Consider the following 13,860-nt stretch of genomic DNA (forward strand, 5'->3'; position numbering starts at 1 on the left):
AYGGTTAACTAGGAGTGATACAAAATGATTTTTACAAGGAATAGGAAGCAAAACATCATCCTGTTAGCCTTCGTTTTTCCCGCAATACTATTCTATTCCGTTTTTGTACTCGGCCCCTCTTTTGGGGGGATATGGTACAGCTTGACGGATTGGAATGGGCTCAATCCCACCTATAATATGGTGGGATTGAGCAACTATATCGAAGCGCTCACAGATGATCCATACTTTCTGGATGCCATTTGGTTTACACTCAAATACGTTATTTTCATGGTCGTATTATCAAATTTTTTGGCTATCCTTTTGGCAGTGTTAATTGAATCTCAACAACGAAGTAAGGTTTGGTTTCGGACGATCTTCTTTATGCCGAATATGATTAGCTTAATTATCGGCGGGTTTATGTGGATGTTTATTTTCACTAAGGTTTTACCCTATATAGCTGAACATACGATCTTTCACTTTTTAGACCAATCGTGGATAGGGGATCCAAGATTCTCCTTTTATACACTCTTAATTCTTTCCCTCTGGAGTGGCGTAGGATATTTAATGGTCATTTATATTGCAGCACTTCAAKGGGTGTCGCAACAGCTGAAAGAAGCTGCTGCGATAGATGGTGCTAATGCGATGCAAACCTTTCGAAATGTTACGCTACCCATGATATATCCGGCTTTGACCATTGGTCTTTTCGTGACTTTAAACGGTTCCTTTAAAGTATTTGATGCGGTATTTGCTTTGACTGGCGGTGGACCGGGGCGGGCTACACAGGTTATCGCGCTTAATATTTATGAAGAAGCATTTAGTCTGAGTAGTCGATATGGTTATGCTAGCGCTAAGGCAATGATTCTGTTCTTGATTGTCTTTATCGTCACGCTCGTTCAATTGTGGATCATGAAAAGAAAAGAGGTGGAAGCATGAGTAGTCAAGATGCACGTGTTAGACTTAGCCTAATAAGTCGTCGTGCCGGCTCATCTCTTATTTTTCTCTTCTTGCTCGTCGGAACGGTTGTGATGTTATTTCCAATCTATATGGGGTTATTGAATTCTGTGAAAACGCAAAGCGAGATGTTGACGAATATTCTATCCTTTCCTGCTGATTTTCAATTTTCCAATTATTCGAGCGCCTTTGAAAAAATACATTTTCTAAGAAGTCTATCGAATACGATCCAAATTGCTGTTGTTGGTTTATTTGGGATTATTGGTTGTGCTTCCTTGGCTGGATACAAGCTGTCCAGAACGAAAGGGAAATTGAGTGCCTTTTTGTTTGGACTTTTCATTCTTTCGATGTTAATCCCTTTTCACTCGGTCATGATCACCCTCGTGAAAATATCTAGAGAACTACACATCCAAGGTTCAATTTATGGACTTGGCTTCATCTATATCGGGTTAGGTGTGTCCATGGCCATTTTTCTATATCATGGTTTTGTGAAATCCATACCTCGAGATTTGGATGAGGCTGCCGTTATTGACGGCTGTGGAGAGTTTAAATTGTTCTTTACTGTGATTTTTMCGCTACTACTACCTGTCACAGCTACCATTGCGATCTTGAATTTATTATGGATATGGAACGATTTTCTTTTGCCATTGTTAATATTGACCGATTCGGATCGATATACACTGCTCTTATCAACGAATATGTTATTTGGCGAATACAGCAATGATTGGTCAAATATTTTAGCTGCCTTATTGCTGGCTATGCTGCCTGTCATTATCTTTTATCTATTTCTGCAAAAATATATTCTTAATGGGATTGCAGAAGGTGCGATCAAAGGATAATGCCATCAATTGGATTGGAGAAGGGGAGTCTTGTTGTGATAACTGGAGGTCATGAAGTAACTGGGTTTTTAAAAGCCAAAGGCAAAAAGCTGATAAACGGTGAAGGAAGGGAGATTCTGCTTCGTGGCGTTGGCTTTGGCAGTTGGATGCTTCCGGAAGGGTACATGTGGCTTTTTCCTGATCAGGGGGATCGACCAAGACGAATCGAACAAATGGTTAAGGAGTTGATTGGCGAAGAGAAGGCTGAGCAATTCTGGGAGATTTATTATAATCGATATACGTCTGAGTCGGATATTCGGCAAATCTCTGCGGATGGTTACAATTCTGTTCGTGTACCGATTCTTGCCAGGTTTTTGATAGAGGATAGTGATGGTGAGGTTGTTCGTTATCATCAAGCTCATTTGAAGATCATAGACAACGTCATTGATTGGTGTCGTGAGCATAGGCTTTATGTGATTCTTGATCTGCACGGTGCCAGTGGAGGACAGACAGGAACGAATATCGATGATTCGGAGTTCGATAAACCTGAGCTGTTTATGAACGAGCGGAATCAAGAGATCACAGTCGCGTTATGGCGAATGCTGGCTGAGCGTTATAAGGATGAGTGGATTGTGGCAGGTTATGATCTTTTGAACGAGCCGTTGCCTGAATGGTTTTCAGCCTATAATGATCAAGTCATGCCGCTTTATAAAAAAATTACGAAAGCCATTCGTGAAGTCGATGATCGTCATATGATTATTTTGGAAGGTGTGCACTGGGCCACAGATTGGTCGATTTTTAATGAAAAGATTGACGATAATCTTATGCTTCAATTTCATAAATACTGGAACAGCCCGGATACGGAGAGTATTCAGATTTATTTGGATAAGCGTGAAGAATGGAACGTGCCGATCTTTATGGGCGAAGGCGGCGAGAATAATAAGKAATGGTATGCTGGTGCATTTCGATTATTCGAGGATCATAATATTTCTTGGAATTTTTGGACTTGGAAGAAAATGGATAAAATTAATTCGCCTTGCTCTGTGATACAGCMAGCAGGCTGGCAGCAGTTGATTGACTATTTAGAAGGCGGAGTTAAACCAGATAAGGCAGCAGCCGAGCACATTTTATGGGAATACCTGCACAATATTTCTTTTGAGCAATGTTTGTATCAAAAAGAAGTAACGGATTCCCTTTTCCGCAGACCATCGACTCGTATTCCAGCTATTTTTTATGGCTATCAAGGTGAGGGCATAAGTTACGGAATCATGAATCGAGTGGATGAAAACATTGGATTTCGGATAAATGACGGAACGAATATCTTCTTTATTGAAGGATCTAGAACGACACCTAACTTTCACCATGGTAAAGGGGAACCTTGGCAAGCGGATGAACGATTATGTGTACAATTAACACCTCAAGATTGGTTTGCTTATGAATTCACAGTGGGTCATAATTCCAATGTCTCTCTGTATACAGTTGAATTGCGCGCAATTGCTCCTAATGAAAGAGCGCGGATGGCCGTTTCAGTCGATGACAAATTAATTGAGATGGTAGAGATTATTGGGGAATCATGGAGTACGCAACGATTGAACAACGGTTTCCAGCTTAGTCCTGGATTACATCGCATTGTACTTAAATCCGTGGAAAACAGAGTGCGCATTGATTGGCTCGAAGTTATACCGGTGAATGAGTTAGAAGAGAAATAGAACAAGCATTATAAAATATAGTTCTCCTAAAAAATCTGGGCCGCGTGAAAACGCGGCTTTTTCGGTTTCATAAAAATCAACCTCATTTATCAAAAATTCTCTGATTTCATCCGGACCGGTATGTCGCTTGTGACACGATGCCCTTTTTCAGAAAAAATAATTCAGCATTTGCAAAAATTGTTGAGTGTTTAAGTAAGAAGTTTATCGTATGATTAAAAAATTAGAAAAATTTCCATGAAAAGGCGACGAAGTGAAATTAATCTTGAAAAGATATTGATTAAAGCTAAAAAAATATTGAATTCCTCATTTATCTATTTCCCTATATATTCATTTCATAGACAACCTACACACCAATCGAATATCTGATCAAACTATGGAGGGGTTACCCTGTCATTCATTCGGAATCGTTCGTTGAAATCGACCATATTAGTAATAATTATCCCAATTATTATGTTATTCGTATTTACTACTGGCTTATTTTCCTACCTACTTGCTTCCAGTCAGTTGCAAAAAAATGCATTTACGAGTATTTCCGATACCGTCTCTCAAACCCAAAGATTTCTAAACGATAAATTAACAGATGTGGTGACGAGTCTGACTATTCTCGTTAGTGATTCTGACTTATCCGATATTTCGATGCGTACGGAAGATCCAGCATATAACTTACAAACGGAAGATTATCTGCAATTGAATAGAGTATTGAACAGAGCTTCTCCCGATCGAGCTTTGATCGATTCTACGCTGATCTATTACAACCATGACCGTCCAGCGTTCTACAGAAAAGATGACCTGACCGAACAGGTGAAATTTTCGCTTGAACCTTACAGGATTGGACAAGCAACCGACCCGATTTCTGTTATCCATTGGGAAACCCTTCATACTGACCCTTTTGGGACTTCTCATAATCAGAATGATAGCGGGAAAGTGGTAAGCTTATATAATCTGCTGGGTAAAGATGTTGAGCATAGTAAAGGTATTATTCTTTTTAATATAAAAAATTCATTTTTTCAAACGATTTTAAGTAATCCAACAATAAGTAATAATGGCTATTTAAGCCTAATTAGCGAGGAAGGAATTATCTCCTACAAGAATGTTGCGAAAAAATATAAGATTAAGGATTCTGAATTGCAGCGGTTAGTCATGCAAACCGCACAAGCATCCGGACAAATCACAATTACCAATAAATTTGGGAATGAGATGCTTGTTGTTTACGATACATTAAGAATCAACAAATGGAAAATAGCTGCGGTTGTACCTAAGGATGAATTACTCCATAAAGTGAGCTACATCAAATACCTGATCTTAGTGATTATGTGTATTTTATTTGTGATTGCAATTTTCTTGTCTAACTTTCTGGCCAATATCATTACGAAGCCGATCATTCGACTTACGCGAAAAATTAATACGATCGAAGAAGGCAACCTTGACATCGAATTCAAGGAACTGTCGCGAAATGAGATTGGCGTATTGAATAGAGGGATAAGGGATATGATCCATAGGATCAAACAGCTGCTCTTGCAGATAGAGAAAGAGCAGGAAAAAAAGCGGAAGGCGGAATTAGCAGCACTACAGTTTCAAATCAGGCCGCATTTTCTTTATAACACACTGTATTCTATTAAGCATCTGATTGAACTGGACGAAAAGAAAGAAGCAAGCCAGATGGTAACCTCACTTTCCGATTTTTTTCGTATATCGATTAGTAAAGGCAGCGAGATTATTCCTGTGTCTCAGGAGATCGAGCATATCAATCATTATTTTACAATTCAAGAGTTGCGTTACGGGGACAGCTTTACCTATGAAATAGATATGGAACCAGCTGTGCTTGATTTTAATATTGTAAAGTTGACCTTGCAGCCACTTATTGAAAATGCGATTTACCATGGCATTAAGAATAGTCGTAAAAAGGGCCATATCCGTATCAAGGGTTTTATTCAAGAGGATGATTGTGTGATTCGTATAGAGGACAATGGTGCGGGTATGGCTGCTGAGAAACTTGAACAAATTAACCGATCCTTGTCGAACATGTGCACGAGTGAGGATGGGGATGGAACTGGTATCGGTATTTATAATGTGCATAAGCGTCTTCGGTTGAATTATGGCATGAAGTATGGACTTAGGTATGAGAGTAGTTCGGAAGCGGGAACCATCGTTGTTGTCACATTCAGATAATGGAAGTTATGTTATCGTGGTGCTTATGCAAAATAACATGGCTAACATAAAACGCTAGGGGGGCTCTGTATGTATAAGGTTGCAATTATTGATGACGAAGTGATTATTACTCGTGGTTTAAGTAAAAACATTGATTGGCAGCTTAACGGCTTTGAAGTGGTGGGCTCTGCAGCGAATGGTGAGGAGGGCTTGAAACTCGTAGCTGAGAAAAGACCTCACTTGATAATAACTGATATACGCATGCCATTTGTCGATGGCTTTGAACTGACTGAGCAGGTAGTTAAAGCCTATCCCGAAACCAAAATCCTGATGTTGACGAGCTACGATGATTTCGAGTTTGCTAAAAGAGCGTTACAACTGAAGGTATTTGACTATTTATTAAAGCCCGTTGATAGTGAAAAGTTACTTGAAACGGCAAAACGTGCAATGAAAGAGCATGAATATGAGTCTGAAATGAAGCAGAAGGTCGTTGAAGGAATGCCGCTGTTGCGACAGCAATTTTTGGTGAAACTAATTAACGGAAAGCTGGCTCCGGCAGAAATTCATTCAGGTATCGATTTCCTCGGTCTTCAGCTTAATGCTGCCCGCTTTGTTGTCATTTTGCTGAAGGCGGATGACTACAGTTACCCTGATTACCAGAATCGTTTTGGAAAAGAAGTGCTCAAGTACTGTGTTATCAACGTTGCTGAAGAAACGCTTGCTAGCTTGGGACGAGGCATTGTTTTTAATTCCATTGACGATGAAATCGTACTCATTGTTTTTGCTGAAGATTTGCATGAGGACGTGGAACGCCAGGCTTATAAGATTGCAGAAACCATCCGTGTCAATGTAGAGAAATTTTTGAAAACCACAGTGACGGCAGGCATTGGTTTTGATTATGAGCAGGCTGCAGACATTGCTTTTTCTTATCAGGATGCCCGATCTTCTCTGGAGTTCCGTCATATTTTGGGGACGAACCGTGTGTTAACGGTTGCCGATATCGGTCTCGCACCTCATAGTGAATCTGCCGTATTTGAAGGACTGGAGAAAGAACTGGCTTTGAAGGTCAAGTTGGGCTTGGAGGAAGAGGCACTTTCCATATTAAGTACGATGGAGCAGTCCATCATCAAGAGCCAATCGATTTCTTTATCGAGAGTACGTCTAATTGGGGTTGAAATTACCGTAGTGATGTACAAAGAATTAGAAGAACATGCCAAACAGTTAGATGATTTTTACTCGATCTACACGAAGCAGCAACAGATGCAAACGGTCAATGAAATTTTTGCTTGTATTCGCCAACTTGTGATCCAATTCGTGTCCATCGTCAATCATCAACGCGATAATCAGATGAAGAAGGTCATTCATCGGGTTGTGGCGTATATGGAGACGCATTATGCGCAAGAGGGCCTTTCTTTACAGGACGTTTCGAGTGTCGTACACATCAGTCCGACCTATTTAAGTATTATTTTCAAAAAGGAAAAAAACATTAATTTTAGTGAATTCCTTAATCAATTACGTATGAAAAAGGCTATGGAGCTTCTTCGAATTTATGATATGAAGTCGTATGAGGTTGCTGAGAAGGTAGGCTTTAGAAATCCGCATTATTTCAGTCTCTGTTTCAAAAAATATACAGGTGTATCCCCGTCAGAATTTAAGAATGCGTCAAACTAATTCCACTAACTTATTAGCCAGAAAAAGCACTTCCTGAATCATAGGATAGTGCTTTTCATTTTTTAAAATATTGAACTTTTAGGATGAAAAGATATTGATAAGAGCTGAAAAGATATTGAATTCCAAACGTAACCAATTATCCCTATATTTAATTTATAGCCAAACGGAGTGAAGCGAATGAGTAAGTTAAGGCCCGTTATAGGGATCCTTATTCGCTGCAATTCTGTAATTCATGAAGGAAGAGAGGAAACAAATGAGTGCCAACACGATCTACACAGACAAACTGTCGACCAGTCCGACAAACAGACCAAAGCGAATACGAATGAAACGCCCACGAACGCATTGGATGCCTTATTTGTTGATTGCACCAGCCGTTCTACTCATTATGAGCTTCTTATTTTACCCGATGGCCAATGTGTTTTATTACAGTTTTCAAAATTTTAATCCAGCCAAGCCTTATTATAACGGATTTATCGGTTTGGATAATTTCAAGACTATCTTTAGTCAGGATGAATTGTTTTACTCCAGTTTGTTGATTTCTTTTAAGTGGGTATCGATAGAAGTTGTATTTCAATTAATATTTGGACTGCTGATTGCCCTTCTCTTAACGCAGACTTTTGCTTATCGCGGTTTGTTCCGATCGATCTCGATTATGCCTTGGGCGGTCTCTGGGGTCATTACTTCAACGATGTGGTCGCTGCTCTTTAATGAGCATATGGGACTTATCAATAGTCTACTCGTAAGATTCGGATTTATCGAAAAAAACTTTGCTTGGCTGGCGGACTTGAATACGGTATTCCCGGCTGTGATACTCACGGAGCTCTGGAKAGGCATTCCGTTCTTTACGATTACGATGTTAGCAGCTTTACAAACAGTCCCCCAAGATTTATACGAATCAGCTAGGGTAGATGGTGCGGGACGATGGAAGTCATTCATCCATATTACGCTTCCATATTTGAAAAATTCGATTATTCTTTCCACCTTGCTGAGAGCCGTTTGGGAATTCAATAATGTTGATTTAATTTACACGATGACCGGTGGTGGACCGGCTAACGCAACTACGACGCTAACGATGTATGTGGCCAATCAAGCGATTATCTCACAGAATTTTGGATATGGCTCTGCCCTGACGGTAATCAGTTTTATCATACTGCTAGTGTTTGCAATGGGCTACTTGAAACTGAGTCGTTATGGCAGGGAGGAATAGACAGATGTTAAGAAAATTGGATCGATTGTTCGTATTGAGACTGCCCCTCCTTTTGGCTATGGCTTTCACTCTATTCCCACTATATTGGGCCATCGTGACATCTCTCAAGCGAGAGGGAGAAATTACAAGATTACCTATCAGCTATTGGCCCGAGAGAGTCACTTTTGAAAATTATGTAGTTGCCTGGAAAAATGTCGGGTTTTCGGTTTTTTTCAAAAATAGTGTATTCGTCTCGGGAATGACTGTCATTATCGTACTTGTCTGTTCTGTATTGGTAGGGTACGCGATCAGCCGATTTAAGTTCAAAGGAAAGAATCCCTTCATGATTATGCTGCTATGTACGCAATTTGTACCTGGCGCAATGCTACTGATTCCGTTATTTATGATATTCAAACAATTGGGGCTGACTAGTAATCTACTTGCGCTCATTATTACCTACAGTACGTTCCAACTTCCTTTCAATTCATTGCTTATGAGCGGGTTCGTCAGCAATATCCCGGAGGCACTGGAGGAAGCTGCAATGGTGGACGGCTGTAGCCGACTGAAAGCGATTTTTCTTGTGATATTTCCAATTCTTCTTCCTGGTATAGTCGCAACCACAGTATTCACATTCATTAGTGCATGGAACGAGTTCTTGTTCGCATTGATGTTCATAAGTAAACCGGCACTGTTCACGCTTCCAGTCGGTTTACGCTATATGCAAGGTGAGTTCGATATCCATTATGGCGCGCTTGCTGCCKGAAGTCTTATATCTTTAGTACCTGCTGTGATTTTATTCGGTTTTGTACAGAAATATCTCGTTCAGGGTATGGGGTCTGGAGCCGTCAAAGGCTAAGTTTGAACTAATTTCCCACTGGGAATTAGCCTATATATGATTCAATGAAAAGGGAGATGTTGAAAGCATGTTTAGAAAAATGACTTCTGTTCTTACTTTAAGTACCCTCAGTGTTGCCGTGCTATTGTCCGCTTGCGGTACAAGCACAAGCAGCAGTACAAGCAGTCCGGCTAGCAGCCGACCTGAGGATACTACGAAGCCCGCTGTTACGGCAAAGCCAGCCGAGAATGTAAAACTCGTCTTCTGGGATGAAAATGCCGGACCAGATCGCACGCCTTATTTACAGGAAATTATTAACCGTTTTCAAACGAAGAATCCGAACATTACGGTTGAATATGTTGGGATTCCATTCTCCTCGGCTAAACAGAAGTATGATGTYGCAATCGCTTCAAACGATACACCGGATATTGGCGGAGTTACTGGGATCTGGATCTCCGACTTTGCAGCCAAAGGTACACTCTTAGCATTGGATCCTTTCTTCGATAAATGGACTGAGAAGGATAAAATCACCAAAAGTCTAGTTGATTACAACCGTACGTTGGTACCTGATAAAAAGCTGTACCAAATTCCAAGTACCATGTATTTAGATGTCTTCTGGTACCGGTCCGATTTGATCAAAAATGCGGGTCTAAAGCCGCCTACGACGTGGAATGATTTTTTCACAGATGCTGAGAAGTTGACAGATGCCAGTAAGAATCAATTCGGATACACCATCCGTGGGGGATCAGGAAGTATTAATCAGTTGACTACAGCCATGTATGCGTATTCTGGTGTGGAGCATTACTTCAATGACAAGGGCAAAGCTACAGTAAATGATCCAAAGAATGTGGAGTTCTTGAAGAAATATGTAGGAATGTATAAAAAGTTTACACCTACAAGCGACATTACGAACGCCTATAAAGAAATGGTAGCTACATTTGATACGGGAACAGCAGCAATGGTTCAGCATAACTTCGGATCCTACAACAACCATCTGCAATCGCTTGGTGAGGGGAAATTCGCGTCAACAATTTTACCGAAATCAGACAACGGCAAAACAATCGTGGCTCCAACTGCAAATGGTTATGGCATATTCAAAAACAGCAAGCATCCGGCAGAAGCATGGGAATTCTTTAAATTTATTCTTTCCAGTGAATCTCAAGCCTATTGGAATGAAAAAATCGGTCAAATGCCTATTAACGTAGATGCGTTACAAAGTGACTATGTGAAAAAATCCCAACACATTCAAGACGGTGCCAATGTAATGGCTGACAAAAACACGGTTGTATTAGATGTGCCGACTTATTTACCTGACTACAGTAGTATATTGGCTCAAACATTAGAACCTAATTTCCAAAAGGTAATGTCCGGAACGATGACAGCCGAAGCCTTTCTTGATGGTTGGGCCAGCGCGATGGAAAAGGCGAAAGTGGAATATGACAAAGGAATTAAGAAATAGCTAAAAATTGCCTAACTATTGGAGGAGGTAGGAAGGTCGTCTAACCCATCCGTGAAGTTCATATAAAGTCCGGATGGGTTGGATTCAACTTGATTGAAAGCGCATTCAAAAAGAGTGATCTTGTAAAGAAAGTTCTTCAACAATATTTAGAAGGGGGGGATGYACTTCGGAATCGGAGTTAAAATCAGAACGCTGTAACCGTTTTTGGGACATAGAAGTGTAGGGAGTGTAAGTCGTAAATACCAAGCTGTTTGAAGACAAGTATACCATTAGGAGGAATTCTGTTTGGCTTCTATCTTTCATTCGAAAAAACTTACGTTGGCTTCACTTATTTTGTCGTTGACCTTCACCTTTGCCGGCAGCGCCTTTGCAGACACCGCGACAACAAGTCCATCTATGCCCTGGATGAACACGTCGCTCACGCCCGAGGTGCGTTCCGGACTTCTCATCGGTGCCATGACGCTGGATCAGAAGATTCAGCAGATTGCCATGAAGCCGGTGGCAAACACCAACCTCCCCGGCTGCGGTTTTTCCGCGCAGGGGCGCCACGTCGAAGGGATCCCCGACCTGGCCATCCCCACTCTCCGGATGACCAACGGTCCCTTTGGCGGTGGTGACTGCGCTGTGGCACCGACTTCAACGGGTCTGACCAGTGCTCTGACCGTCGCCTCATCGTTCGACCCGGCCGTCTCATCGGCATGGGGCGACATCATTGGGGAGGAAACCCGTGCCAGCGGCCACAACGTGTTGCTCACTCCAGGCATCAACCTGGGCCGGGTTCCGAACGCCGGACGCAATTTTGAGTACTTTGGTGAAGACCCCTACCTCGCGGGAGTCATGGCCGTCGCCMAGGTCAACGCCGTGCAGGCACGCGGGGTGCAGTCCGTGGCCAAGCACTTTGCGGCCAACGAGCAGGAGACCAGCCGCCAGACCATGGACACCATCGTCGACGACCGAACCATGCACGAGCTATACCTGCTGCCGTTCGAAATGACGATCCAAGAAGCCAACCTCGCATCCGTCATGTGTTCCTACCCGCACTTGAACGGTGTGTACGCCTGCGAAAGCTCTGAACTGCTCACCGATTGGCTGCGCGAGGACCTGGGATTCAAGGGCTATGTCATGTCCGACCGTGGGGCAACACACAGCACGGCACCGGCCATCAAGGCAGGCCTCGACCTCGAGTTCGCCAGTCCCCTCTGGTTTACCCCTAAGCTGATCCACGAGGCTTTGGATACGGGTGCGCTGACTGTCGCCGATATCAACAAGCAGCTCGACCGGCGGTACACCGTGATGTTCAAGTTGGGGCAGTTCGACGACCCTATCAACAGCCTGAGGCCAATCGACTTCGCGGCCAACGGGCGGCGGATCCAGGACATCGGGGAACAGGGTAGCGTCCTATTGAAGAATGACCACAGCACACTGCCATTGAAGGCGGCCTCACTCAAATCGGTCGCACTCATCGGGACCCCGACGTTCGCCGGCTCGGCGAAGTTCAACTCGCAGGGACCCTCGAATGTGATCGTCGTGACCTCGCCCTATACCGTGACGCCCGAGCAGGGCCTGAACAACGCGCTCCACGCGCTGGGCTCCAATGCCTCGGTCACCTACAACAACGCCAGCAACATCGCGAATGCCGCGGCGCTGGCCGCGAATTCTGATGTCGCCGTAGTGATGGTCGGCGATATCTCCCGTGAGGGAGTCGACCGCTCATCGCTCGCGCTGCCGGTTACGGACGGGGTGGACCAGGACGCACTGGTCGCGGCTGTGGTTGCAGCCAACCCGAACACCGTCGTCGTCCTCAAGAACGGCGGCCCGGTGCTGCTTCCGTGGCTCGACAAGGTGCCAGCGGTCCTTGAGGCCTGGTATCCAGGTCAGGAGGACGGCAACATCGTGGCCAACCTGCTGCTGGGGATCGACAATCCCTCCGGCAAACTACCGATCACGTTCCCGAGCAAGGAGCGGGAAGCCGMAAACGCCACGCCTGCGCAGTGGCCGGGGATTGACCCCGACGGAGCAGGTCCCCTGCCGTTGACAGCGACGTACAGCGAAGGTCTGGAAATGGGCTACCGTTGGTACGATGCGGAGAACATCAAGCCGCTGTTCGCTTTCGGCCACGGGCTGTCTTACACTAATTTCAAAATTTCTAAGCTCTCCATCTCGCAGAAGTCCAACGATGGGACCAAGCCATTCCAAGTGTCGGTCTTCGTAAAAAATACTGGAACCGTCGCGGGTGCAGAAGTGCCCCAGGTCTACCTGGGTCTGCCTGAGAGCGCGAACCAACCTCCCAAGCGCCTGGTAGGCTTTAAGAAGGTCTGGCTCGCTCCCGGTGAGGAGAAGCAAGTCACGATCACTATCGACCCAGCCGCGTCGAACCACCCGCTGTCCATTTGGGACACTGACGCAGACGCATGGAAAACTGTCCCTGGTATTTACAAGGTGCTTGTCGGCAACTCCTCGAACAACATCACGTTGACAGACTCCATCACAGTGGGGACAACCGCTACTCTTACTGGAAAAATTTCCGCAACAGCGGGAGAAACATTCTCCTTGAAATACGGCTTGAAAAATGTAACAAGTAGTGTTTATTCTGCAGTTTACGCACAGGATCTGACACTTCAATTTGATCCTACCGAATACGAGTTTGTTGGTGCGCAACCACTGAAACCAGGCTTATCTGTTATAAAACAAGAGCAAACCGAGCCCGGCATCGTGCGGATTATGCTCGCAAGCTTAGGCGCAGCCAATGCAATCAAGTCGGATGCTGACTTGCTAAGCATCCAATTGAAAGTAAAAACAAACATCGTGACGGCGAATCCCATTTCCTTAACAAGCATCTTAGTATCTAATGCGCTTGGGGGAACGACTCAGTTGGCCAATGTTTCTCAAATTTACAATAAAGCCGACTTCAACGTTAACGGCGTTATGGACATTGGTGACTTGGGTATCATTGCCGCTGCATACGGTAAGAAATCAAGTGATGCGGATTGGGCTAAGTATCAGTTAATGGATCTGAACAACGATGGCAAAATCGATATTGTCGATCTAGCTACGGTAGCACAACAAATTTAATCAACTACATGTAAAGGCATGGGCGAAAGTTT

The 13,860-nt window shown here is 43.6% G+C and carries 9 protein-coding genes; all 9 read left to right on the plus strand.

The window, feature by feature from the left end:
- Positions 1-24 precede the first annotated feature (24 nt).
- The gene (locus AC1DLM_RS13525) at positions 25-912 is read left to right on the plus strand and encodes a carbohydrate ABC transporter permease (protein ID WP_477570245.1); all 888 of its coding nucleotides are present in this window, start codon (positions 25-27) and stop codon (positions 910-912) included.
- Positions 909-1,769 carry a carbohydrate ABC transporter permease gene (locus AC1DLM_RS13530; RefSeq protein WP_477570246.1) on the plus strand — a complete coding sequence of 287 codons (861 nt, stop codon included), beginning with the start codon at positions 909-911 and terminating at the stop codon, positions 1,767-1,769. The genes AC1DLM_RS13525 and AC1DLM_RS13530 overlap by 4 nt, the downstream gene beginning before the upstream one ends.
- Positions 1,769-3,457 (plus strand): cellulase family glycosylhydrolase, encoded by a 1,689-nt coding sequence (locus tag AC1DLM_RS13535; protein ID WP_477570247.1) that lies wholly within the window; start codon positions 1,769-1,771, stop codon positions 3,455-3,457. The genes AC1DLM_RS13530 and AC1DLM_RS13535 overlap by 1 nt, the downstream gene beginning before the upstream one ends.
- A 411-nt stretch (positions 3,458-3,868) precedes the next feature.
- Complete coding sequence (locus AC1DLM_RS13540; RefSeq protein ID WP_477570248.1) at positions 3,869-5,626, plus strand: cache domain-containing sensor histidine kinase; 1,758 nt, start codon at positions 3,869-3,871, stop codon at positions 5,624-5,626.
- A gap of 69 nt (positions 5,627-5,695) precedes the next feature.
- The gene (locus AC1DLM_RS13545; protein ID WP_477570249.1) at positions 5,696-7,276 is read left to right on the plus strand and encodes a response regulator; all 1,581 of its coding nucleotides are present in this window, start codon (positions 5,696-5,698) and stop codon (positions 7,274-7,276) included.
- Between the two features lie 253 nt (positions 7,277-7,529).
- Positions 7,530-8,483, plus strand: a complete 954-nt coding sequence (locus AC1DLM_RS13550) for a carbohydrate ABC transporter permease (RefSeq protein WP_477570250.1) — start codon at positions 7,530-7,532, stop codon at positions 8,481-8,483.
- 4 nt (positions 8,484-8,487) lie between these two features.
- Entirely contained in the window at positions 8,488-9,318 is an 831-nt protein-coding gene (locus tag AC1DLM_RS13555) for a carbohydrate ABC transporter permease (protein WP_477570251.1), read from the plus strand.
- A gap of 67 nt (positions 9,319-9,385) precedes the next feature.
- Positions 9,386-10,756, plus strand: coding sequence for an ABC transporter substrate-binding protein (locus AC1DLM_RS13560; protein ID WP_441990710.1), 1,371 nt, complete (start codon positions 9,386-9,388; stop codon positions 10,754-10,756).
- 285 nt (positions 10,757-11,041) lie between these two features.
- Positions 11,042-13,828, plus strand: a complete 2,787-nt coding sequence (locus AC1DLM_RS13565; RefSeq protein ID WP_477570252.1) for a glycoside hydrolase family 3 C-terminal domain-containing protein — start codon at positions 11,042-11,044, stop codon at positions 13,826-13,828.
- The last annotated feature ends 32 nt before the right edge of the window (positions 13,829-13,860 follow it).

The sequence above is a fragment of the Paenibacillus sp. 01T442 genome, assembly GCF_056398345.1.